Genomic DNA, 23,070 nt, shown 5'->3' on the forward strand with positions numbered 1-23,070 from the left:
TCCCGTCACGCAGCGTCTCGATCCAGGTCATGCCGATCGACTCCGAGGAGCACATCGGCACCGGCGGGTTGATCGAGGTGCTGAAGTTCGCGGACGGCACTGCGGTGGGGCGCTCCGAAGGGGCGTTCGCCGGACGGCCGGTGTCCGACCCGAAACAGCTCCGGATCCTTGAGCTGCGCTATGGCATGATCCGGGCCCAGGCCCTCACGCCCCGAGAGTCGCGGGCCGTCATCGAGCAGATGCTTGGAGAGTCATGAGCCGCATCACCGCAACGCCGGACGCACCCGCCCTGGCCTGGTTCAAGAGCAGCTACAGCAGCAGTGGAGACGGCAACGACTGCGTGGAGGTCGCGATAGCCTCCGCCACCATCCACGTCCGCGACTCCAAGCGCCCCGACGGCCCCCGCCTCGCCGTCGAGTCGGCGACGTGGACGACGTTCGTGGCCTGGCCGGGCGCGGTCAGTCCTCGGGTCTGACCTTCGAGGCCACGAAGAGCAGCCCGGCCGTTGCCGCGATGAGGACTCCGGCCAGTTCTTCGTAACCGGTGAAATAGGCGACGGGGATGGCGAGTCCGCAGGCTGCTCCGAGCAGCTCGAAGGAGCCCCCGATCAGCCGCCGGGGGCGATTCGCGGGCGGCGGGTGGTGGGGGTTGGGCGGGCTTCGCCAGTAGTGGAGAGGTCCCGCCCTGGGCTTCCAGCCGTCCGCCCGGAGTTCCAAGTACTCCGGGTGGTGGCGGGCGTAGCCCATGCGGCGGGGTGCCAGGCGCTGCCACGGCAGTCGGCCCAGGCGGATCGCGATCCAGGCGAGCCCCGGCAGGCAGGCGACGGCCGCCCAGACCGCCGCGACCACCCGCTCCCCGGTCGAGGACGACAGGGTGCCGAGCAGCCGGTCCAGTTGGCCACTGGCGGCGTAGGCGATCAACGCGGCCAGGGAGAGCACCGCCGCTGTCCGCTCGATCTGGTGTCCGGTGTGGCAGCGGGCACAGCGGGGCACGGACACGATCTCCATGCGCCAGGTGGAGCGCAGGACGACGATCCACGGGGTCATGGTGGTGTCCGTGTCCTTGTGCAACCCCAAGACGTGGTCGTGCCACGACGGTGGGGCGGCCTCGCCGCAGAACCAGCACTCCCGCACCACGAGTTCCCTTCCCCCGGCCGCCGCACCGAATGGACCCTGGCAACTAGCCTTCTGTGCCGTCCCGTTCGCCGCGTCGCGCGATTCTGGCAGCCTGTCCTTCGTGGATGCCGTCGACCCACTCCCAGCCGGGCTCGACCGAAGACCCGAGCCTCGGGTCGTCCGGAGCGCGGCCGTCCCTCAACGCGTGCAGATACTCCCGGTCCTGGCCGATCCGCACCCGGACCTGATCGGCGAGGGCGACGGATCCGTGCCCCGGCACGAGTACGTCGACGTCGTCCGCCACGCTCTCCAGCAGCCGCAGCCCGGTGAGATAGTCCTCGACCGGATGCTCCGTGTCGTCGAGCATCGGAATGAAGAGATCGGACAGCATGTCGCCGGCGACGAGCACCCCACGGTCCTCGACCAGCAGCGCCGCATGGCCCGGAGCGTGCGCCGGATGTTCGATCACCCGCACCGCGGGCCCGTCCCACGGGATCTGCGCCGCTCCGGCGGGCAGCCCCGTGAGGAGACCGAACAGGTCCAAGGGAGTCTCTTCGGCGATCTCAGGCGGCAGCCCCTCGGCGACACGAGCCTTCCACCCCGCCGTCGACATGAGTTCTCGCAGGTACGCCGAACAGCGGGCCGTGCCGTAACGCGGCACATCGCCGAGATCGGCGTGCCACAACACGTGATCCCAATCCGGATGCGTCGCGAAACCCGCCACGACGGGCTGACCCAGCCGGCGAAGATCCTCGGCCAGGCAGCCCATCTCACCGTTCGTCAACCCGGGATCGACGACCAGCACACCGGCCTCGCCCCGTACGACAACGGTGTTGTTCCGCAGCAACTCGCTCCGGTGCACCAGCACACCGTCCGCGACCGGCGTCAGCATGAGGTCTCCTCACATCAGCCCGCACACTCTTGCCGAGACGGTAGTTCCGGACACTCGGGCAACGCAGCCCTTTGGACAACCCGGTTGCCCGGCACGCGAACCGGGCCCCGGACGCACTGGTCCGGGGCCCGGGTGTGGTGTGGTGCGGAGCCGCGGACGGCTCAGACGCTCGTCGTGTGGGCCTGGGCCGCCGCGCCGCCGAAGGGGGCCGAGGCGCCGAGGCCGGTGGTGACGGCGAACGGGCCGGACTCCGCGTGGAGGCCCGCGCCGAGGGCGCCGTCGCCCGCGATGAGGGCCGTGCTCGCGGTGAGGCCGATGCCGCCGGACACCTGGTCCAGGTCCGCGTCGGAGATCTCGGCCGTGGCGACCTGGGGGACAGTGTTCATGGCAGGTCTGTTCCTTTCATGGGGAAGGAGAGCGGTGCGGTACGCACGCCCGATGTCCGGAGTGGGGGTCCCGGTACGGGCCACCGGCGCGCCGCGCACCGATCAAAGCACGGGGCCGAACCGCCCACCATCGGCGAGCCGTTGCCCGCCGCCGCCCGGCGCCGCCGACTTCACCAGTGTGTGAATGCGGTCAGGGAAAGCGTCTGGATCTTCACGCCATCCCCGGGGGCACAGGGCTCTCCTGTGCCCCCGGCGCGCGCGGTCCGCCCAGTGGCCGGGGACCGTGCCCCGACCCTGCGACCGAGTGATGAACGCTGTGGAGATTCACGGCTTTTCCGGGACCGATCCGAGGCCGGGCCCCGGCCCACGGGGGTGTGACACATCAGCACCCCCGTCGGCCTCAGTGGAGGATCCGCTCCACGAACGCGTCGAGATTGCCGCGCAGCCGCTCGATCTGCTGCTCGACGGTGAGCGACTCCTCGATCCGTCCGCCCGGTGCCGCCTTCTTGCGGCCCCGCACGTACAACGAGCAGTCCAGGTCGGCACAGATGTAGAGGCCCACCGAGTTGCCCTCACGGCCGGCCCGGCCCGCCTTGGCCGCGGTCGTGAGGGAGACGCCGTTGCCGGGATGCGTGGTCAGGCACAGCGAGCACATGCTGCGGCGCAGGAAGCCGCGGTTGCCGGAGGCGGAGCGCAGGGACAGGCCGACGAGTCCGGTGGCGCGCTCGAGGACGAGATAGCCGCGATCGGGCGCGGACAGATCGGACCAGCCCAGGAAGTCGAGGTCGTCCCAGTGGTCGAGGTCCGCCAGGTTCTTGGGCAGGGGGAGGCGTTTGGCCGCGCCCTTGGAGCAGTTGACGAACGAGGTGCGGATGTCGTGCTCGGTCAGGGGTTTCATGAAGGGTCCTTCGGGGTGGCGCAGTGGATGGTGGCGCGACACCCCCCGCGGCCCGCGCGGCGGCGAACCGCGCAGGCCAGGACGTCTCGTGAGGCGACACCTTGGGGAGATGCCGACGACGAGATACAAGAAGGGGGAAGAGTTACCGCGCGCCGCAGAGGAGGGAGGGCACACGGCCGGAGGCAACTATGGCCGCAACGCATTCGGCACGGTCCATGTCTCTCGCCTCCTTCCAGGCAGGGCACGCGATGCGTGTCGACGCCGAGCGCGCCGAGCGGGGCGGCAGAGAACCTGCCGCGCGAAATCCCGGACAGGCTAATCCCCGCGACACCGCCGCGCGACTGAATTTCCGAGCGCCCGCGCACGGGGGAGCCGCTGACGCTGTCCGGCGCAACGGGGACTGCGCCGCACGTCCGAGTGACACAGTGGCCGTATCCCGGCACTGAGCATGTCCTCCGCCTCTAGCGTGGCGCCCATCGCGATACGACGCGTACGACGGGGGGTTGCGGATGTCGGTGAACGGCGAGGCGGACGAGGCGGGTTGGCAGGTCGACCCGGACGACGAGTGGGGCGTGGCGGTCCTCACCACCGTGGGCAGGCAGTTGAAGCTGCGCCGCGAGGCGGTGGGCCGCGCGCGAGCGACTTCGGGGTGGCGGTCGGCTACGGGGAGGATCTCGTCTACAAGGTGGAGGGCGGGAAGCGGATCCCCCGGCGGGAGTACCTGGAGAAGGCCGACCAGGTGCTGCGGGCGGACGGTCTCATCGCTGCGGCCTGGGAGGACGTGAAGAAGGTCCGGTACCCCAAGCAGGTGCGGGACCTGGCGAAGCTGGAGTCGCGAGCGGTCGAGTCGCTTTCGTACGGCAGCTACAGCCTGCACGGGCTTCTCCAGACCGAGGAGTACGCACGGGCACTACTGGGCAGACGGCGACCGGCCCTCACCGATGACGAGGTGGACAGCGCCGTCGCCGCACGGATGGGCCGCAAGGCGATGCTCGAACGGGACCCGGCTCCGGAACTCAGTTTTGTCCAGGAGGAGGCGACCCTCAGGCGCCCGGTGGGAGGCATGATGGTTCTGCGGCGCCAGCTCGAACACCTGCTGGAAGTGGAGCAGTTGCGGCATGTGGAGATCCAGGTGATGCCGACGTCCCGCGGCGACCATCCGGGAGGCGGGCGGATGCAGGTGCTCAAGTTCGACGACGGCACCGCGGTCGGCCGGGTCGACGACCTGTTCGGCGCTCGGCCGGTCACGGATCCCCGGCAGCTGCGCATCCTCGAACTGCGGTATGGCAGTATCCGGGCCGAGGCGCTGCCCGTCAGGGAGTCGGTGGCCTTCATCCAACAACTGCTGGGGGAGACATGACCGGTAAGGACACACCCGTACACCCCGCCGACCTGGCATGGTTCAAGAGCAGCTACAGCGACACCAGCGAGCCCAGCGACTGCGTCGAGGTGGCGGGAACGCCGGCCACCGTCCACATCCGCGATTCCAAGCGTCCGGACGGCCCCCGCCTCGCCGTCGACTCGTTGACCTGGACGATGTTCGTGGCCGGGACGCTCGCGGAATGACGGACCGCATGTCCCGCCCCGCCAGTGGCATACCGGCCGAGATCGGTCCCTACCGGCTGGAGCGGCTGCTGGGCGAGGGCGGGATGGGCCGGGTCTACCTCGGACGTACGCCCGCCGGGAGCGCCGTGGCCGTCAAGGTCGTCCACCGGGCGTACGCCGCCGACCCGGAGTTCCGCAGGCGGTTCGCGCTGGAGGTCGCGGCGGCCCGGCGCGTCCAGGGGCTCTACACCGTGCCCGTCGTCGCGGCGGACCTGGAGGCCGACGAGCCCTGGCTGGCCACGGCCTACGCCCCCGGGCCCTCCCTCCAGCAGGCCGTCGGCGAACGGGGGCCGCTGCCCGCCGCCGAGGTGCTCGCGCTGACGGCCGGGGTCGCCGAGGCGCTGGAGACGATCCACGCCGCCGTGGTGATCCACCGCGACCTGAAGCCCTCCAACATCGTCCTCACCGCCGACGGACCCAAGGTCATCGACTTCGGCATCGCCCGCGCCGCGGACGTCACGGCCCTGACCGCCACGGGCATGCGCGCCGGGACGCCCGCCTACATGGCACCCGAGTACATCCGGGGGCAGGAGGTCACCGAGGCCGGTGACGTCTTCGCGCTCGGCCTCGTCGCCCACTTCGCCGCCACCGGACGGCTCGCGTTCGGCGGCCGCAGCGACCACGGCGTGGCGTACCGGATCCTGGAATCAGCCCCCGACCTCGACGGCTGTCCCGCGTCCGTGCGCGGCGTCGTGGCGCTCTGCCTGGAGAAGGACCCGGCCCGGCGGCCGACGCCCGCCGAGATCGTCCGGCTCTGCGGCCGGGCCGCCAACGGGGACTTCGACGACGGCCGCACGCCCACCGTCGTCTCCACGCCCCCGGCGACCGGCCCGGACGCGCCCACCGCCACCGCCCCGGCGCGCGCCCCCGCCCCGGACGCCGGCCCCGAGACCCCGTCCACACCGCCGTACGCCGCCCTGCTCGGCGTCGTCGGTGCCCTCGCCCTGGTCGTCGTCCTGGTCGTGACGCTGCTGCCCTCGTCCGAGAAACCCCCGAAGAGCAAGCAGCCGTACCCGGTGGTCGCGGCGACCGACATCTTCGCCAAGGGGACCAGCGGCGTCGCGTTCAGCCCGGACGGCGAGACGCTCGCGACCGGCGGCGAGGACGGGAAGGTGCGGCTGTGGAACGCCGCCACCCGCAAGGTGCGTGCCACGCTCGTCGAGAAGAACTGGTCCGGAGACCCGAGCCGTGTGGTCGGCGTGACGTTCAGTGCCGACGGGAAGACCCTGGCCACGAGGACCGGCACCCACCTGGTCGGCGTCTGGGACGTGGCCCGGCGCCGGGAGGTCCGCCGCATCGAGGAATCGGCCTATTCCCTCGCCCTCAGCCCCGACGGCAAGTGGATCGCCCTGGGCGACAGCGCGGGCGCCAACCTGTGGGACCTCGGCAGCCGAGGTGAGGACCCGCGCGCCCACCTGTCGCAGAACCTGCACGCGACGGACATGGCGTTCAGCCCCGACGGCAGGACGCTCGCCTCCGTCGGCGACTTCTCCGACCAGCGTTACCAGGTGGAGAACGAGCCGGCCAAGCTGTGGGACCTGACCCGGCTCGACCCGCGGCCCTACGGCCAGGGCGACCCGCGCCACAACCTCGCCCTGGAGGACATCACCTACGCGGTCGCCTTCAGTCCCGACGGCAAGACCCTCGCCACCGGCGGCCAGGGCGGCGGCGTACGGCTGTGGGACGCGGCCACCGGCCGCCCGAAGGCCACCCTCACCCACAAGTTCGTCACCGAGGCCCGGGACCTGGCGTTCAGCCCGGACGGCAGGACGCTCGCCGTCACCGCCGAAGGCCGGGTGCTCCTGTGGAACCTGGCCGACCGCAAGCCCAGCGCCATCCTGGCCGACGACGAGACCGGCTTCGGCGCCGACATCGACGAGCTGGCCTTCAGCCCGGACGGCCGGTTCCTCGCGGGCACCACCACCGGCGGCGGCGCCCCCGAGGAGACCGCCGCCCCAGGCACCACCGCCGATGCCGACGCCGCCAAGGACAGCGGCGTACGGCTGTGGAAGGTCCCGGCCGAGACCGCTCACTGAGCGGACCCCGCCCCTGCCCCCGGATCAGACCACCGGGAGCCGGTCCACCAGGAGCTGCACCCTCCGCCCGGTTTCCTCCGGCGGCAGCCGTCCCGACCGGGTCAGGGTCGCCACCCCGTGCAGGGACGCCCAGAACACCTCGGTGAACAGCCCCGGTGCGACGCCGTCCCCCGCGACCTCCCCGAGGCTCTCCATCAGCGCGGCGAAGGCGTCCTTGAGGGGTTCGGGGGTGTCCTCCCGCGCGTACGCCAGGCCGCCGTCGAGTTGGAAGATGGCGTCGTAGACCGCCGGGTTGCGTTCGGCGAAGGCGAGGTAGGCACGGGCGAGTGCGTGCACCCGGGCGCGCGGGCCGTCGGCGTCGGCGGTCGCGGCCCGCATCGCCACGGCCATCTCGGTGGCGCCCTGGAGGGCGACGGCGCCGATGATCTCGCGTTTGCCGCGGAAGTGGCTGTAGAGGACGGGCTGGCTGTACTCGATGCGCTCGGCGAGCCGGCGGGTGGTGACCGCGTCCCAGCCCTGCTGCTCGGCGAGTTCACGGGCCGTCGCCACGATGAGGCGCTCGCGCTCCGCCCGTTCCCGCTGCTTGCGTTCCTGTACCGACATGACTCGATCCTAGCATTGCTAGACAACGAAGCGTTGATAGTACTAGCGTTGCCTCATCGGCTAGCAGCACTAGATTCCGAAGGGGTCGTCATGCTCAACGCACTCGAGGTCGTCACCACGGTCGTCGTCGGCGTGATGGTGGGGGTGGAGTTCGCCGTCGCCTTCGTCATGAACCCGATCCTCAACGCCCTCCCGGAGGACAGCCGTCAACTCGGCCACGCGCACGGGGGCCGGATGCTCGGTGCCGTGATGCCGGTCTGGTACATCGGCTCGCTCGTCCTCGTCGCCATATGGGCCGCCGCCGGACGGCACCACCACGGCACCGGCCTCGTCGTCACCGCCGGCGCACTGCTGCTCCTCAGCGTGGTCATGTCGCTCCTGCTGCTCGTCCCGATCAACAACCGGAACAAGACGTGGACCCCCGAGAACCGGCCCGAGGACTGGAAGGAGCAGACGCAGCGCTGGTTGCGCTGGCACTACGTCCGCCTGGCCGTCATCTTCGCGGCCTTCGCCCTGCTGGCCACCGCCCTCACCTGAGCCCTCGGGGTCCGCCGGGTCGGCAGAGCCGCCCTACAGTACCGGCAGCGACTTCCGCAGCTCGAAGGCGGTGACCTGGGACCGGTACTCCTCCCACTCCTGCCGCTTGTTCCGGAGGAAGAAGTCGAAGACGTGTTCCCCCAGCGTCTCGGCGACCAGGTCGCTGCGCTCCATCAGGGCGAGGGCCTCGCCCAGGTTCTGGGGGAGGGGCTCGATGCCCAGGGCGCGGCGCTCCGCGTCGGAGAGGGCCCAGACGTCGTCCTCGGCGCCCGGCGGCAGCTCGTAGCCCTCCTCGATGCCCTTGAGGCCGGCGGCGAGGAGGACCGCGTAGGTCAGGTACGGGTTGGCGCCGGAGTCGATGGAGCGGACCTCGACGCGCGCCGAGCCGGTCTTGCCGGGCTTGTACATCGGGACCCGGACCAGGGCCGAGCGGTTGTTGTGGCCCCAGCAGATGTAGGAGGGGGCCTCGCCGCCGGCACCCGCCGTGCGCTCGGTGCCGCCCCAGATGCGCTTGTAGGAGTTCACCCACTGGTTGGTGACCGCGGAGATCTCGGCGGCGTGGCGCAGCAGGCCCGCGATGAAGGAGCGGCCCACCTTGGAGAGCTGGTACTCCGCGCCGGACTCGTAGAACGCGTTGCGGTCGCCCTCGAAGAGGGAGAGATGGGTGTGCATGCCCGAGCCCGGGAACTCCGAGAACGGCTTCGGCATGAAGGTGGCCTGGAGGCCCTGCTCCAGCGCGACCTGCTTCATGACCAGGCGGAACGTCATGACGTTGTCGGCCGTGGAGAGCGCGTCCGCGTACCGCAGGTCGATCTCCTGCTGGCCGGGGGCGCCCTCGTGGTGGGAGAACTCCACCGAGATGCCCATCGACTCCAGCATGGTGATCGCCTGGCGGCGGAAGTCCATGCCGATGTTCTGCGGGGTGTGGTCGAAGTAGCCGGAGTTGTCGGCGGGGGTCGGGACCGAGCCGTCGACCGGCTTGTCCTTCAGCAGGAAGAACTCGATCTCGGGGTGGGTGTAGAAGGTGAAGCCCAGGTCGGAGGTGCGGGCCAGGGCGCGCTTGAGGACGTAGCGCGGGTCCGCGAAGGACGGCGAGCCGTCCGGCATGAGGATGTCGCAGAACATGCGGGCCGTGCCGGGGGCCTCCGCGCGCCACGGCAGGACCTGGAACGTCGACGGGTCCGGCTTGGCGATCATGTCGGACTCGTAGACCCGGGCGAAGCCCTCGATCGCGGAGCCGTCGAAACCGATGCCCTCGTCGAAGGCCTGCTCCAGCTCGGCCGGGGCCACGGCGACGGACTTGAGGAAGCCCAGCACGTCCGTGAACCACAGGCGTACGAACCGGATGTCGCGCTCCTCCAGCGTCCGGATCACGAACTCCTGCTGCTTGTCCATCTTCCGCTTCCCCATCCTTGCTGGTCAGGCCGCCTGTCTCCGGTACGGCGGGAGGCGGTCGGGCACCTGAGCATCACACCACAGCGCCGTTACGTGTGCGTTGCGGACCTCCGTCGGCGGGCCCACCCCGTGACCGCAGCGTAGAGGCCACCTGTTCGATCGGGCCATTCCGGGGATCCGGCCGGGACAGATCCTGTGCCCGCCCTACGAAGGACGGGCCCCGCGCCATTACGATCAGCGGACCTCACGGTCGTCCGTTCCCCAGCATTCCTTCCCAGAAGGGCAACACCCCATGGGTTCCGCCAAGAAGAGCAGCAACACGGCGCGACAGGCCCGCATAGCCGAGATGCGGCGTGCCGAGGAGGCCCGCAACCGCCGGAACCGGATCCTCACGATCACGCTCAGCACCGTGGTCGTCGCCGGTCTCGTCGTCGGCGGCGTCTTCCTCGTCCGGTCGCAGTCCGACGACTCCTCCGGCGACACGGCGTCCGACGGCAAGACCTCCGGGAAGTTCGAGACCGGCGCGGACGGCGTACGGACCTGGAAGGGCGACCTGGGACGCAACCACGTCACCAAGAAGGTGACCTACCCCGTCGAACCCCCCGTCGGCGGCGACCACAACCAGGTCTGGATGAACTGCAACGGCGACGTCTACACCAAGCCGCTGAACAACGAGAACGCCGTGCACTCGCTGGAGCACGGCGCCGTCTGGGTGACGTACACCGACGACGCTCCCAAGGCCGACGTGGACAAGCTGGCCGCCAAGGTCAAGAAGACGCCGTACTCGCTGATGAGCCCCGACGACAAGCAGAAGGACCCGATCATGCTGTCCGCGTGGGGGCACCAGCGCACGGTGACCGGCGCCGACGACCCGAACGTGGACAAGTTCTTCGAGAAGTTCGTGCAGGGCCGGCAGACCCCCGAGCCGGGGGCCGCGTGCACCAACGGGCTGTCCCAGTGACCCCGAAACGGGCCGGCTGGATCGCGGGGGCCGCGACCGCGGTCCTCGTCGCGGCCGGCGGGATCACCTACGCGGTCGCCGGGGACGACGGCGGCAGCCGGGTCCCGGCCGCCGACTCCGCGGACGCCGGCTTCGCCCGGGACATGTCGGTCCACCACCAGCAGGCCGTGGAGATGTCGTACATCGTGCGCGACCGCACCGACGACGAGGAGGTGCGGCGGCTCGCGTACGACATCGCGCAGACCCAGGCCAACCAGCGCGGCATGATGACCGGCTGGCTCGACCTGTGGGCGCTGCCCAAGGTGTCGTCCGACCCGCCGATGACCTGGATGGGCATGGGTGACGCGCCCTCGGCCGGGGAGGGGTCGCTGATGCCGGGGATGGCCACCGACGCCGAGATGGACAAGCTCGGGACGCTGAACGGGAAGCGGGCCGAGGTCTACTACCTCCAGCTGATGACCGAGCACCACAAGGGCGGCGTCCACATGGCGCAGGGGTGCGTCGACAGGTGCACGGTCGGCGTGGAGAAGCGGCTGGCCCAGGGGATGGTGGAGTCCCAGGAGTCGGAGATCCGGCTGATGGCCGACCTGCTGGCCGAGCGGGGCGCGAAGCCGCGGCCGTGAGGTTGCGGACATGATGCGGTAACACATCCGTCGCCCCATCGCGTCGTTCTGACGATTACAGTGGACGCGTGCCCCGCCTACGACTCGCCCTGAACCAGATCGACTCCACCGTCGGCGACATCGACGGCAACGCCGAGTCGGTCCTGCGCTGGACCCGGCACGCGGCCGGACAGGGAGCGCACCTGGTGGCGTTCCCGGAGATGACGCTGACCGGATACCCGGTGGAGGACCTGGCTCTCAGGTCCTCCTTCGTCGAGGCCTCCCGCGCCGCCCTGCGCTCCCTCGCGGCGCGGCTGGCGGACGAGGGCCTCGGCGCCGTCCCCGTGGTCGTCGGGTACCTCGACCGCTCGGCGACCGCGCAGCCCAGGTACGGCCAGCCGGCCGGCGCCCCGCAGAACGCGGCGGCCGTGCTGCACGGCGGCGAGGTGGCGCTGAGCTTCGCCAAGCACCACCTGCCGAACTACGGCGTCTTCGACGAGTTCCGCTACTTCGTGCCCGGCGACACCCTGCCCGTGGTGCGGGTGCGCGGCGTGGACGTGGCACTGGCCATCTGCGAGGACCTGTGGCAGGACGGCGGCCGGGTGCCGGCCGCCCGCTCGGCACGGGCCGGGCTGCTGCTCTCCGTCAACGCCTCCCCGTACGAGCGCGACAAGGACGACACCCGGCTGGAGCTGGTGCGCAAGCGCGCGCAGGAGGCCGGGTGCACCACCGCCTACCTCGCGATGACCGGCGGGCAGGACGAGCTGGTCTTCGACGGCGACTCGATCGTCGTCGACCGGGACGGGACGGTGCTGGCCCGGGCGCCGCAGTTCACCGAGGGCTGCATGGTCCTCGACCTCGACCTGCCCGCCGCCGACACGGAGCCGCCCACGGGCGTCGTGGACGACGCACTGCGCGTCGACCGGGTGATGCTCCCCGGGGAGGCCGGGCGGGAGCAGCCGCTGCCCGCCGGTGAGCCCTGGCTGTCGGGCGGGCATGCCGAGCCGCTGGACGACGACGAGGAGGTCTACTCGGCGCTCGTCACCGGCCTGCGCGCGTACGTCACGAAGAACGGCTTCCGCTCCGTGCTGATCGGACTGTCCGGCGGCATCGACTCCGCGCTGGTCGCGTCGATCGCCTGCGACGCGCTCGGCGCGGAGCACGTGTACGGCGTCTCCATGCCCTCCAAGTACTCCTCGGGGCACTCCAGGGACGACGCGGCCGAGCTGGCCCGCCGCACCGGCCTGCACTACCGCACCGTGTCCATCGAGCCGATGTTCGACGCGTACACGGGTGCGCTGGAGCTGACCGGCCTGGCGGAGGAGAACCTCCAGTCCCGGCTGCGCGGGACGCTGCTGATGGCGCTCTCCAACCAGGAGGGCCACCTGGTCCTGGCCCCCGGCAACAAGTCGGAGCTGGCGGTCGGCTACTCGACGCTGTACGGCGACTCGGTGGGCGGCTACGGGCCCATCAAGGACGTGTACAAGACCTCGGTCTTCCGGCTCGCCGAATGGCGCAACCGCGCGGCGGCCGCCCGGGGGCAGACCCCGCCGATCCCGGAGAACTCGATCACCAAGCCGCCGAGCGCGGAGCTGCGCCCCGGTCAGGTCGACACCGACTCGCTGCCGGACTACCCGGTGCTGGACGCGATCCTCGCCCAGTACGTGGACGGGGACCGCGGCGCGGACGAGATCGTGGCCGCCGGGTACGACCGGGAGCTGGTGACCCGGACGCTGCGCATGGTGGACACCGCGGAGTACAAGCGGCGGCAGTACCCGCCGGGCACCAAGATCTCGGCCAAGGGCTTCGGCAAGGACCGCCGCCTGCCGGTCACCAACCGCTGGCGGGAGCGCGGCTGAGGCGGCCGGCGCGGCCGGCGGGGCCGGTCAGCCCTCGCGCTTGAGGTCGGCCAGCACCTTGTGCAGCGGCTCCGCCACCCGGCGCCGGTACTCCTGGACCGCCCAGCCGTTGCCGTCCGGGTCCTTGAAGTACATGAAGGTGGCGCCGTCGTCCGGGGCGTACTGCACCGGCTCCGAGACCTCCAGGCCGCGCGCGGTCAGCTCCGCGTGCGCCGCCTTGATGTCGGCGACGCAGAGCTGGAGGCCCTGGTACGAGCCCGGTTCCGGCCGGGTCTGGCCCTGGGCCATGTCCCAGATGGCGTCGCCGAGGGCGACCGAGCAGCCGGAGCCCGGGGGCGTCAGCTGGACGATCCGCATGCCCGGCATGACCTCCTGGTCGATGTCGACGTGGAAGCCGACCTTGTCGCGGTAGAAGTCCCGGGCGCGGTCGATGTCGGTGACGGGGAGCGGGATGACTTCGAGCGTGAAGTCCATGGCGTGACTCCTTCGGCTTTCGCCGGTCGCAGGGTGTCGTGTCCGTACTGGCGGGTGTCAGTAGTGGTAGCGCGCCTGGACGATGACCAGCAGGTCATCGGTGGGCTTGTACACAAGACGGTGCGTGTCGTCGATGCGCCGTGACCAGTAGCCGGACAGGTCGCCCTTGAGCGGCTCCGGCTTGCCGATGCCCTTGAACGGGTCACGGGCGATGTCGGTGATCAGTCTGTTGATCCGCTTGGTCACCTTCCGGTCGCTCTCGGCCCAGTGGACGTAGTCCTCCCAGCCGTGGGACGTGAAAGTGATCCTCACGCCCGCTCCGCGTCCGGGTCGATCAGCTCGCGCTGCCGTGCGTCGCCCGCCTCGGCCTCGGCGATGGAGTCGAGCAGCCGGCGGGCGTTCCTGGGCGAGCGCAGGAGGTGGACCGTCTCCGTCCACGCCGTGAAGTCCTCCTCGGACATCAGCACGGCGTTCCCCTTGCGGGAGGTGATGTGCACCGGGGCGTGATCCTCGTTGACCTGCTCTATCAGCGGGAACAGATTCTGACGGGCTTCGCTGGCGGTGATGGACATACCAGTGCCTCCCTTCCTCGGCTGGTACAAGATATCGTACGAGTCCGTGGCGGGCCACCGGAAGAGCGAGTCCGCAGGAGCGGGCGGGGTACGCCCCGGCGCCCGTCCGCCGTTCCCCGGTTACGCTCAGCCCGTACGACCTTGATCCGACCGGGCCCACGTGCCCCGCAGTCCGACAGGAGGCCGAGATGACGGCGCCGGGGCGCAGGAGCAGTACCTTCACGCGGCTGCTGCGGCACGGCTTCACGGATCCGTCGGCCGCCGAACGGCTGCTGGAGGGTGCCGAGCTGGCCGAGCTGCGGGCCGACCCCGTGCTCCTGGAGGCGCTGGGCGCCACCGCCGACCCGGACCTCGCCCTGCACGGCCTGGTCCGGCTCCTGGAGGCGCAGCCCGACCCCACCGCCCGCCAGGAGCTGCTGGACACCCTGATAGCGGCCAAGCCGCTGCGCGACCGCCTCCTCGGGGTGCTAGGCGCCTCCGAGGCGCTCGCCGACCACCTCGCCCGGCACGCGGGGGACTGGCAGGCCCTCGTCACCTACGAGCCGCGCGACCTGCACCGCGGGGTCGAGGAATTCGAGCGGGGGCTCGCCGAGGCCACCGACCCGGTCACCCTGCGCGTCGCCTACCGGCGCTGCCTGCTGTCCATCGCCGCCCGCGACGTGTGCGGCACCATCGACGTCGCCGAGACCGCCGCCGAGCTGGCCGACCTCGCCACCGCCACCCTGCGCGCGGCCCTGGCCCTCGCCGAGGCCGCCGCGCCCGAGGACGCCGCGCGGTGCCGGCTGGCGGTGATCGCGATGGGCAAGTGCGGCGGACACGAGCTGAACTACGTCTCCGACGTCGACGTCATCTTCGTGGGCGAGGCGGCGGACGCGGGGCCCGACGCCGACGAGGCCAAGGCGATGCGGGCCGCGACCTCGCTCGCCGCGCACATGATGCGGATCTGCTCCGAGACCACCGTCGAGGGCTCCATCTGGCCCGTCGACGCCAACCTGCGCCCCGAGGGCCGCAACGGCCCGCTGGTGCGCACCCTCAGCAGCCACGTCGCCTACTACCAGCGCTGGGCCAAGACCTGGGAGTTCCAGGCGCTGCTCAAGGCCCGCCCGGTGGCCGGCGACCCCGGCCTGGGTGCCGAGTACGTCGCCGCCCTCCAGCCCCTGGTGTGGCAGGCCGCCGACCGCGACAACTTCGTCCCGGACGTGCAGAAGATGCGCCGCCGGGTGGTGGAGAACATCCCCGTCGCCGAGGTCGACCGGCAGCTCAAGCTCGGGCCGGGCGGCCTGAGGGACGTCGAGTTCGCCGTGCAGCTCCTCCAGCTGGTGCACGGGCGGGCGGACACCTCCCTGCACAGCGGCACCACGCTGGACGCGCTGGCGGCCCTCGCCGCGGGCGGCTACGTCGGCCGCGCCGACGCCGCCCAGCTCGACGAGGCGTACCGGTTCCTGCGCTCCATGGAGCACCGCATCCAGCTGCACCGGCTGCGCCGCACCCACCTGGTGCCCGAGGACGAGGCCGACCTGCGCCGCCTCGGCCGCTCGCTCGGCCTGCGCACCGACCCGGTGACCGGGCTGCTGCGCGCCTGGAAGCGGCACGCCGCCGTCGTACGCCGGCTGCACGAGAAGCTGTTCTACCGGCCGCTGCTCGACGCCGTCGCACAGCTCGCGCCCGGCGAGGCCCGGCTCAGCCCCGAGGCGGCCCGGGAACGCCTGGTCGCCCTCGGCTACGCCGACCCGGCCGCCGCCCTGCGGCACCTGGAGGCGCTCGCGTCCGGCGTCACCCGCAAGGCGGCCATCCAGCGCACCCTGCTGCCGGTGCTGCTCGGCTGGTTCGCCGACTCCGCCGACCCGGACACCGGACTGCTCAACTTCCGCAAGGTCTCCGACGCGCTCGGCACCACGCCCTGGTACCTCAGGCTGCTGCGCGACGAGGGCGCCGCCGCCGAGAACCTCGCCCGGGTGCTCTCCGCCGGGCGGCTCGCCCCCGACCTGCTGATGCGGGCCCCGGAGGCGGTCGCGCTGCTCGGCGACGGCGTCGCCGGGGGACTGCGGCCGCGCGGCCGGGCCCAGCTGGAGCAGGAGACCCTCGCCGCGGTCCGCCGCGCCGACGACGCCGTCCAGGCCGTCACCGCGGTGCGCGGTGTACGGCGCCGGGAGCTGTTCCGCACGGCCGCCGCGGACATCGTCGGCTCCTACGGCACCGAGGCCCAGCCCGTCGAGGCCGACCAGGGCGCCCTGGTGGACCTGGTCGGCGGCGCCGTGTCCGACCTGACGGCGGCGACGCTGGCGGGGACGCTGCGGGCGGTCGTGCGGGACAAGTGGGGCGACGTCCTGCCGACCCGGTTCGCGGTCATCGGCATGGGCCGCTTCGGCGGACACGAGCTGGGCTACGGCTCGGACGCGGACGTGCTGTTCGTGCACGAGCCCCGCGACGGGGTGGACGAGCGGGAGGCGGGCGACGCCGCCAACAAGGTCGTCTCCGAGATGCGCCGCCTGCTCCAGGTGCCCAGCGCCGACCCGCCGCTGCTGATCGACGCCGACCTGCGGCCCGAGGGCAGGTCGGGTCCGCTGGTGCGGACCCTGAAGTCGTACGAGGCCTACTACCGGCGCTGGTCGCTGGGCTGGGAGTCGCACGCCCTGCTGCGGGCCGAGTTCGTCGCCGGGGACGAGGAGCTGGGGCGGCGCTTCATCGAGCTGATCGACCCCCTGCGCTACCCCGAGGGCGGGCTCGGGGAGGACGCCGTACGGGAGATCCGGCGGCTCAAGGCCCGCATGGAGTCCGAGCGGCTGCCGCGCGGGGCCGACCCCAAGCTGCACGCCAAACTGGGGCCGGGCGGTCTCTCCGACGTGGAGTGGACGGTGCAGCTGCTCCAGCTGCGCCACGGGCACGGGATCGCCGGGCTGCGCACCACCCGGACGCGCACGGCGCTGGCCGCCGCCCGCGACGCGGGGCTGGTCTCGGAGGAGCACACCGCCACGCTCGACGAGGCGTGGGTGCTGGCGACGCGGGTGCGCAACGCGGTGATGCTGGTGCGGGGGCGGGCGGGGGACACCTTCCCCACCGACCCGCGCGAGCTGGCGGCCGTCGGCCGCTACCTCGGCCACGGCTCGGGCCACGCGGGGGACATGCTCGACGAATACCGCCGCACGGCCAGAAGGGCGAGGACGGTGGTGGAGGACCTGTTCTACGCATAGCCCCGCCGCTGCGGGCAGTCGTGCCCCCCGTAGCTGCGGGCAATCGTGCCGCTGGGGCGGCACGGGTGGGCGCAGCGGCACCCCGCCCCGCCGGGCAGCGCACCCACCCCCCGGCCACGCTCGCGCCGGGCATCCCTCAAGCCCGCCCCGGCAACCACACCTTCCGCCGCCGAGCCGCAGCGACCGGCACCAGACGAGGCAACGCATACGGCAGCTTCCCGTACCAAGCGGCAGCGACCCCGTACCCGAACGCCAGACACGCCACGCCCCCCACCGCGTCCAGCCAGAAGTGGTTCGCCGTCGCCACGATCACCACCAGCGTGAGCGCCGGATACACCAGCCCCAGCACCCGCACCCACGGCACCGACGCCAGCGCGAAGATCGTCAGACCGCACCACACCGACCACCCGATGTGCATCGACGGCATCGCGGCGTACTGGTTGGACATGTTCTTCAGGTCCCCGGACGCCATCGACCCCCACGTCTGGTGGACCATCACCGTGTCGATGAAGTGCCCGCCGTTCATCAGCCGGGGCGGGGCGAGCGGGTACAGGTAGTAACCGGCCAGGGCGACGCCGGTGGTGGCGAAGAGCACCAGCCGGGTCGCCGCGTAGCGGCCGGGATGGCTGCGGAAGAGCCACACCAGGACACCCAGCGTGACCACGAAGTGCAGCGTGGCGTAGTAGTAGTTCATGCCGACGACCAGCCAAGTCACCGAGTTCACGGCGTGGTTGACGGACTCCTCGACGGCGATGCCCAGTTGCTGCTCGACCCGCCAGATCCAGTCGGCGTTGCGCAGTGCGGCCGTCCGCTGTTCCGGCACCGCGTTGCGGACCAGGGAGTACGTCCAGTAGCTGAGCGCGATCAGCAGGATCTCGAACCAGAGGCGGGGACGGCGCGGGGCCCGCAGCCGACGCACGACCCCCCTCCCCGTCGACTCTGCGACGGGGCGCGGAACGCCGTCCTCCAGGCGTTCCCGAGTCCTCACGGTCGCGTCACCCATAGGCATGAAGTCTGCCAGAAAAGCCCTCTTCCACCGATCATCCCCCAGGTGGACCCGACCCGCATCCGACCCGGAGCCGCCGCCCCCACCGGGTCAGGGACGGCCGCGCTCGCCCGGCGCCGACGCCGTCGATCCGCGCACCACCAGCTCCGGCATGAACACGAACTCGCTGTGCGGCGCGGGCGTCCCGCCGATCTCCTCCAGGAGCGTGCGCACCGCCGCCTGCCCCATCGCGGGCACCGGTTTGCGGACCGTGGTCAGCGGCGGGTCGGTGAAGGCGATCAGCGGCGAGTCGTCGAAGCCGACCACCGAGACGTCCTTGGGCACGTCCAGGCCCTGCTGACGGGCCGCGCGTATCGCGCCCAGCGCCATCATGTCGCTGGCGCAGACCACCGCCGTGCAGTCCCGCCCGATGAGCGCGGCGGCCGCCGCCTGGCCGCCCTCCAGGGTGTACAGCGAGTGCTGGACCAGTTCCTTCTCCACCGTCTCGGCGCTCAGGCCCAACTGTTCCTGGACGGTGCGCACGAAACCCTCGATCTTGCGCTGCACCGGCACGAACCGCTTCGGCCCGAGGGCCAGTCCGATCCGGGTGTGGCCGAGCGAGACGAGGTGGGTGACCGCGAGGCTCATCGCGGCCCGGTCGTCGGGGGAGATGAACGGCGCCTGCACTCGCGAGGAGAAGCCGTCGACGAGGACGAACGGCACGCCCTGCGCCCGCAGCCGCTCGTAGCGCTGCATGTCGGCGGTGGTGTCGGCGTGCAGCCCCGAGACGTAGATGATGCCGGCGACCCCGCGGTCGACCAGCATCTCGGTCAGCTCGTCCTCCGTGGAGCCGCCCGGTGTCTGGGTGGCGAGGACCGGTGTGTAGCCCTGGCGGGTCAGCGCCTGGCCGATGACCTGCGCCAGCGCCGGGAATATCGGGTTCTCCAGCTCCGGGGTGATCAGGCCGACCAGGCCCTCGCTGCGCTGCCGCAGCCGCACGGGGCGCTCGTAGCCCAGCACGTCGAGGGCGGCGAGCACGGACTGGCGGGTGGTGGCGGCGACGCCCGGCTTCCCGTTGAGGACGCGGCTGACGGTCGCTTCGCTCACCCCCGCCTGGGCGGCGATGTCGGCAAGCCGTGTGGTCACAGGGGTGGACTGTACCTGTCGGCCGCCGCCTTGCACACCGATCGGGCGCCGTGGGCGGCCGGTTGGACGGCCCGTCGGACGGCCCGGCGCGGGCTGCTGCGTCATCGCGCTCCCTCGAGAAAGTGGCGGCAAGAGCTTGCAGAGTCTTGCACAACCGGCCCGATACCGCTCGGACCCCGTAAACAAGCGTCTCATGACGGTCGCCGAGAGGTCACGCCCGGATAACTTCGGAGATCTCTTGCACATTTTTGCTGCAAGACCTTTCGCCAAGCTTTCAACGCTGTTACGTTCACGTCGCCCGACGGCGGCGATGACGCGGTCGGTGACGGCAGGAGCGGCGGACGGGCCCGCACCCTGCACCACACGGGCTTTCACCCTCAAGGAGAACTCATGCGGCGTGGCATAGCGGCCACCGCGCTGGTGGCGTCCCTCGCCCTGGCGGCGACGGCGTGCGGCGGAGACGACGGCGGCGACAGCGAGTCGGGCGGACCGGTCACCATCACTTACTGGGACACCTCCAACGCGACCAACGAGGCGCCGACCTACAAGGCCCTGGTCAAGGAGTTCGAGGCCGCCAACAAGGGCGTCAAGGTCAACTTCGTCAACGTCCCCTTCGACCAGGCGCAGAACAAGTTCGACACCGCCGCGGGGTCCAAGGGCGCGCCCGACGTGCTGCGCTCCGAGGTCGGCTGGACGCCCGCCTTCGCCAAGAAGGGCTTCTTCCTGCCCCTGGACGGCACCGAGGCCCTCGCCGAGCAGGACAAGTTCCAGCCCAACCTGATCGAGCAGGCCAAGTACGAGGGCAAGACCTACGGCGTCCCGCTGGTCACCGACACCCTGGCCTTCGTCTACAACAAGGAACTGTTCAAGAAGGCCGGCGTCGAGGCCCCCAAGACCTGGGACGACCTGAAGAAGGCCGCCGCCACCATCAAGGACAAGACCGGCGCCGACGGCTACTGGGCCTCCACGGCCGGCTACTACGCGCAGCCGTTCCTGTACGGCGAGGGCACCGACACGGTCGACGCCGACGCCAAGAAGGTCACCGTCAACTCCGCCGCGGCGAAGAAGGGCTACGGCACCTGGCTGAGCCTCTTCGACGGCAAGGGCCTGCACAAGGCCGACACCACCGCCGATGCCTACGCCCACATCCAGGAGGCGTTCGTCAGCGGCAAGGTCGCCTCGATCATCCAGGGCCCGTGGGAGATCACCAACTTCTACAAGGGCTCGGCGTTCAAGGACAAGAACAACCTCGGCATCGCCACCGTCCCGGCCGGCTCCACCGGCAAGGCGGGCGCCCCGACCGGCGGCCACAACCTGTCCGTCTACGCCGGTTCGGACAAGGCCCACCAGGAGGCGGCGCTGAAGTTCGTGAACTTCATGACCTCGGCGAAGTCCCAGGAGACCGTCGCGCTGAAGAACTCCACGCTGCCGACCCGCGACGACGCCTACACCGCCAAGGTCAAGGCCGACCCGGGCATCGCCGGCTACCAGACGGTCCTGCCCGCCGCCCAGCCGCGCCCGGCGCTGCCCGAGTACAGCTCCCTGTGGACGCCGCTGGACGACGAGCTGCCCCAGATCGCCGGCGGCAAGAAGTCCCTGGACGAGGGCCTCGGCGACGCCGAGACCGCGATCGCCAAGCTGGTGCCGGACTTCAGCAAGTAGGTCCAGCCGACCGCCGGGCCCCCGCACTGGGGGAGGGGCCCGGCGGTCACCGGCCGTGCGCCGCACCCCTGAACTTCCGATCCTCCCGTTGATCGCTCCCGAAGGTGTCGAACCATGACAGTCGCCATCGACCGCGCGACCGGCAAGCGCCGCGGTGACCGCACCCCGCGGCCCGGCCTCGGCCGGCGTCTGAAAGACGGCTACCAGAAGCACTGGTACGCCTACGCCATGATCGCGCCGGTGGCCGTCGTGATCGGCGTCCTCGTGCTGTACCCGCTGGGCTACGGCCTCTACCTCACCCTCACCGACGCCAACAGCCTCAACAGCGCGCGCACCATCGGCGTCAACGAGATCGAGGCCACCTACAAGTTCGTCGGCCTGGACAACTACGCCGACATCCTGTGGGGCCCGACGGCCTACGACCGCTTCTGGTCGCACTTCATCTGGACCATCGTGTGGACGGCGGTCTGCGTCGGCCTGCACTTCTTCATCGGCCTCGGGCTCGCCCTGCTGCTCAACCAGAAGCTGCGCGGCCGCACCTTCTACCGGCTGATCCTGGTCCTGCCCTGGGCCGTGCCCACCTTCGTCACCGTCTTCGGCTGGCGCTTCATGCTCGCCGACCAGGGCATCATCAACTCCGCCCTGGACTGGCTGCACCTGCCGACGCCCGCGTGGCTGGAGGACACCTTCTGGCAGCGGTTCTCCGCGATCATGGTCAACACCTGGTGCGGCGTGCCGTTCATGATGGTCTCGCTCCTCGGCGGCCTCCAGTCCATCGACAACAGCCTCTACGAGGCCTCCGAGATGGACGGCGCCAACGCCTGGCAGCGCTTCCGCTACGTCACCCTGCCCGGTCTGCGCTCGGTCAGCTCCACCGTCGTCCTGCTCGGCATCATCTGGACCTTCAACCAGTTCGCCGTGATCTTCCTGCTGTTCGGCAACACCGCCCCCGACGCGCAGATCCTCGTCACCTGGGCGTACCAGCTCGGCTTCGGACAGCAGCCGCGCGACTTCGCGCAGTCCGCGGCCTACGGCATCCTGCTGCTGGCCATCCTGATCGTCTTCACCTCCTTCTACCGCCGCTGGCTGAACCGCAATGAGCAGCAGCTCGCGAACTGAGGCAGGAGCCGCCATGAGTACAAGCACCGCGCCCACCAAGGCCCCCGCCGAGCAGATCGCCGCACCCGCCGCGCCGCCGCGCAAGGTCCGCGGCCGCGGCGAACGCAGCCGCGCCGCGTCCCTCGCCTCCCACGGCGTGCTGACCCTCGCGAGCCTCGTCGCGCTCTTCCCGGTCGCCTGGCTGGTCTACCTGTCCCTCGGCCCGGACAAGAACGACTACCTGCACCCCGGACGCATCTGGTCGAAGATGACCTTCGACAACTACGCGTTCGTGCTCCAGGACACCAACTTCTTCGACTGGCTGAAGAGCTCGCTGATCGTCTCGCTGGGCACCACGGTCATCGGCGTCATGGTCGCCGCGACGACCGGCTACGCGGTCTCGCGGATGCGCTTCCCGGGCTACAAGAAGCTCATGTGGGTCCTGCTGGTCACCCAGATGTTCCCCATCGCGGTCCTGATCGTGCCGATGTACCAGATCCTGTCGAAGCTCCAGCTCATCGACAACTACTTCGGCCTGATCCTCGTCTACTGCTCGACCGCGGTGCCGTACTGCGCCTGGCTGCTCAAGGGCTACTTCGACACCATCCCGTTCGAGATCGACGAGGCCGGGCGGGTGGACGGGCTGACGCCGTTCGGCACCTTCTTCCGGCTGATCCTGCCGCTGGCCCGGCCGGGCCTCGCGGTCGCCGGCTTCTACAGCTTCATCACCGCGTTCGGCGAGGTCGCCTTCGCCTCGACGTTCATGCTGAGCGACACGAAGTACACCTTCGCCGTCGGACTCCAGAGCTTCGTCAGCGAGCACGACGCCCAGCGCAACCTGATGGCGGCCACCGCCGTGCTCGTCGCGATACCCGTCTCCGCGTTCTTCTACCTCGTGCAGAAGAACCTGGTGACCGGCCTCACCGCGGGCGGCACGAAGGGCTGATCGCCGCCCGACCCGGAAAACGTCCGGCCGCGGTGCCCATCCGACCCCGCTGCACCGCGGCCGGCCGCCTCTTCCGCCACCGACGCCTCGACTCCGTACCGCTCCGT

General features: G+C 71.1%; 22 protein-coding genes and 2 pseudogenes. 13 read left to right on the forward strand and 11 right to left on the reverse strand.

The genetic code is table 11. The features are described from left to right. Positions 1–8 precede the first annotated feature (8 nt). Positions 9–257, forward strand: a pseudogene (locus B9W62_RS27715) (Scr1 family TA system antitoxin-like transcriptional regulator); the annotation flags it as partial. After that, on the forward strand, positions 254–475 hold the full coding sequence (locus tag B9W62_RS27720; RefSeq protein WP_087809705.1) for a DUF397 domain-containing protein: 222 nt from the start codon (positions 254–256) through the stop codon (positions 473–475). The pseudogene B9W62_RS27715 and the gene B9W62_RS27720, both read left to right, overlap by 4 nt. On the opposite strand, the gene B9W62_RS27725 is transcribed toward B9W62_RS27720, so the two are convergent. The 4 genes from B9W62_RS27725 to B9W62_RS27740 form a co-directional block, all read right to left on the reverse strand. Continuing rightward, on the reverse strand, positions 459–1,076 hold the full coding sequence (locus B9W62_RS27725) for a hypothetical protein (protein WP_256976616.1): 618 nt from the start codon (positions 1,074–1,076) through the stop codon (positions 459–461). The two genes, B9W62_RS27720 and B9W62_RS27725, sit on opposite strands and share 17 nt — an antisense overlap. A gap of 103 nt (positions 1,077–1,179) precedes the next feature. Then, on the reverse strand, positions 1,180–2,007 hold the full coding sequence (locus B9W62_RS27730; protein WP_087809707.1) for an MBL fold metallo-hydrolase: 828 nt from the start codon (positions 2,005–2,007) through the stop codon (positions 1,180–1,182). Positions 2,008–2,168: 161 nt separating this feature from the next. Next, entirely contained in the window at positions 2,169–2,393 is a 225-nt protein-coding gene (locus B9W62_RS27735; protein WP_087809708.1) for a hypothetical protein, read from the reverse strand. Positions 2,394–2,793: 400 nt separating this feature from the next. Continuing rightward, complete coding sequence (locus B9W62_RS27740; RefSeq protein WP_087809709.1) at positions 2,794–3,291, reverse strand: FBP domain-containing protein; 498 nt, start codon at positions 3,289–3,291, stop codon at positions 2,794–2,796. 509 nt (positions 3,292–3,800) lie between these two features. Between B9W62_RS27740 and B9W62_RS27750 the strand changes: the two are divergent. The 3 genes and pseudogenes from B9W62_RS27750 (at position 3,801) to B9W62_RS27760 (ending at position 6,932) form a co-directional block, all read left to right on the forward strand. Beyond that, positions 3,801–4,651: pseudogene (locus tag B9W62_RS27750) on the forward strand (helix-turn-helix domain-containing protein). Then, on the forward strand, positions 4,648–4,857 hold the full coding sequence (locus B9W62_RS27755; protein WP_087809710.1) for a DUF397 domain-containing protein: 210 nt from the start codon (positions 4,648–4,650) through the stop codon (positions 4,855–4,857). The pseudogene B9W62_RS27750 and the gene B9W62_RS27755 overlap by 4 nt, the downstream one beginning before the upstream one ends. Beyond that, positions 4,854–6,932, forward strand: a complete 2,079-nt coding sequence (locus B9W62_RS27760) for a WD40 repeat domain-containing serine/threonine protein kinase (protein WP_179235706.1) — start codon at positions 4,854–4,856, stop codon at positions 6,930–6,932. The genes B9W62_RS27755 and B9W62_RS27760 overlap by 4 nt, the downstream gene beginning before the upstream one ends. A gap of 24 nt (positions 6,933–6,956) precedes the next feature. Here B9W62_RS27760 and B9W62_RS27765 read toward each other — a convergent pair whose 3' ends face one another. Next, positions 6,957–7,535 (reverse strand): TetR/AcrR family transcriptional regulator, encoded by a 579-nt coding sequence (locus tag B9W62_RS27765; protein ID WP_087809711.1) that lies wholly within the window; start codon positions 7,533–7,535, stop codon positions 6,957–6,959. A 90-nt stretch (positions 7,536–7,625) separates the two neighbouring features. Here B9W62_RS27765 and B9W62_RS27770 point away from each other — a divergent pair, with 90 nt between their 5' ends. After that, on the forward strand, positions 7,626–8,072 hold the full coding sequence (locus B9W62_RS27770; protein WP_087809712.1) for an anthrone oxygenase family protein: 447 nt from the start codon (positions 7,626–7,628) through the stop codon (positions 8,070–8,072). A gap of 33 nt (positions 8,073–8,105) precedes the next feature. Here B9W62_RS27770 and glnA read toward each other — a convergent pair whose 3' ends face one another. Then, the gene (gene glnA / locus B9W62_RS27775; RefSeq protein WP_087812139.1) at positions 8,106–9,467 is read right to left on the reverse strand and encodes a type I glutamate--ammonia ligase; all 1,362 of its coding nucleotides are present in this window, start codon (positions 9,465–9,467) and stop codon (positions 8,106–8,108) included. A gap of 292 nt (positions 9,468–9,759) precedes the next feature. Between glnA and B9W62_RS27780 the strand changes: the two genes are divergently transcribed. From B9W62_RS27780 to B9W62_RS27790, 3 genes are all read left to right on the forward strand, one after another. After that, complete coding sequence (locus B9W62_RS27780) at positions 9,760–10,428, forward strand: DUF3105 domain-containing protein (protein WP_087809713.1); 669 nt, start codon at positions 9,760–9,762, stop codon at positions 10,426–10,428. Then, positions 10,425–11,051, forward strand: coding sequence for a DUF305 domain-containing protein (locus B9W62_RS27785; protein WP_087809714.1), 627 nt, complete (start codon positions 10,425–10,427; stop codon positions 11,049–11,051). The genes B9W62_RS27780 and B9W62_RS27785 overlap by 4 nt, the downstream gene beginning before the upstream one ends. A gap of 68 nt (positions 11,052–11,119) precedes the next feature. Further along, the gene (locus tag B9W62_RS27790; RefSeq protein WP_087809715.1) at positions 11,120–12,889 is read left to right on the forward strand and encodes an NAD+ synthase; all 1,770 of its coding nucleotides are present in this window, start codon (positions 11,120–11,122) and stop codon (positions 12,887–12,889) included. A gap of 27 nt (positions 12,890–12,916) precedes the next feature. Here the strand turns inward: B9W62_RS27790 and B9W62_RS27795 are convergent, their stop codons facing one another. From B9W62_RS27795 to B9W62_RS27805, 3 genes are read right to left on the reverse strand one after another with little or no spacing between them, the layout of a single operon-like run. Continuing rightward, positions 12,917–13,363, reverse strand: a complete 447-nt coding sequence (locus tag B9W62_RS27795; RefSeq protein WP_087809716.1) for a VOC family protein — start codon at positions 13,361–13,363, stop codon at positions 12,917–12,919. Positions 13,364–13,420: 57 nt separating this feature from the next. Then, a complete protein-coding gene (locus B9W62_RS27800) occupies positions 13,421–13,675 on the reverse strand; it encodes a Txe/YoeB family addiction module toxin (protein WP_087809717.1) in 255 nt (84 codons plus the stop codon). Further along, complete coding sequence (locus B9W62_RS27805; RefSeq protein WP_052839935.1) at positions 13,672–13,935, reverse strand: type II toxin-antitoxin system Phd/YefM family antitoxin; 264 nt, start codon at positions 13,933–13,935, stop codon at positions 13,672–13,674. Before B9W62_RS27805 ends, B9W62_RS27800 begins: the two co-directional genes overlap by 4 nt. A 188-nt stretch (positions 13,936–14,123) precedes the next feature. On the opposite strand from B9W62_RS27805, the gene B9W62_RS27815 reads away from it, so the two are divergent. After that, positions 14,124–17,126: a bifunctional [glutamine synthetase] adenylyltransferase/[glutamine synthetase]-adenylyl-L-tyrosine phosphorylase gene (locus B9W62_RS27815; RefSeq protein WP_087809718.1), complete on the forward strand. Its 3,003-nt coding sequence runs from the start codon at positions 14,124–14,126 to the stop codon at positions 17,124–17,126. 136 nt (positions 17,127–17,262) lie between these two features. Here the strand turns inward: B9W62_RS27815 and B9W62_RS27825 are convergent, their stop codons facing one another. Both B9W62_RS27825 and B9W62_RS27830 read right to left on the reverse strand, forming a co-directional pair. Next, positions 17,263–18,129 (reverse strand): phosphatase PAP2 family protein, encoded by an 867-nt coding sequence (locus B9W62_RS27825; RefSeq protein WP_087809719.1) that lies wholly within the window; start codon positions 18,127–18,129, stop codon positions 17,263–17,265. Positions 18,130–18,222: 93 nt separating this feature from the next. After that, a complete protein-coding gene (locus B9W62_RS27830) occupies positions 18,223–19,257 on the reverse strand; it encodes a LacI family DNA-binding transcriptional regulator (protein ID WP_087809720.1) in 1,035 nt (344 codons plus the stop codon). Between the two features lie 390 nt (positions 19,258–19,647). On the opposite strand from B9W62_RS27830, the gene B9W62_RS27835 reads away from it, so the two are divergent. The 3 genes from B9W62_RS27835 to B9W62_RS27845 all read left to right on the forward strand — a co-directional run bounded on the left by B9W62_RS27835 (position 19,648) and on the right by B9W62_RS27845 (position 22,963). After that, positions 19,648–20,919 carry an extracellular solute-binding protein gene (locus B9W62_RS27835; RefSeq protein WP_087809721.1) on the forward strand — a complete coding sequence of 424 codons (1,272 nt, stop codon included), beginning with the start codon at positions 19,648–19,650 and terminating at the stop codon, positions 20,917–20,919. A 114-nt stretch (positions 20,920–21,033) separates the two neighbouring features. After that, complete coding sequence (locus B9W62_RS27840; protein WP_003976584.1) at positions 21,034–22,038, forward strand: carbohydrate ABC transporter permease; 1,005 nt, start codon at positions 21,034–21,036, stop codon at positions 22,036–22,038. Positions 22,039–22,051: 13 nt separating this feature from the next. Next, the gene (locus tag B9W62_RS27845) at positions 22,052–22,963 is read left to right on the forward strand and encodes a sugar ABC transporter permease (protein ID WP_087809722.1); all 912 of its coding nucleotides are present in this window, start codon (positions 22,052–22,054) and stop codon (positions 22,961–22,963) included. Positions 22,964–23,070 lie beyond the last annotated feature (107 nt).

This window comes from Streptomyces sp. CS113 (genome assembly GCF_002188365.1).
Lineage (GTDB): Bacteria > Actinomycetota > Actinomycetes > Streptomycetales > Streptomycetaceae > Streptomyces > Streptomyces tendae.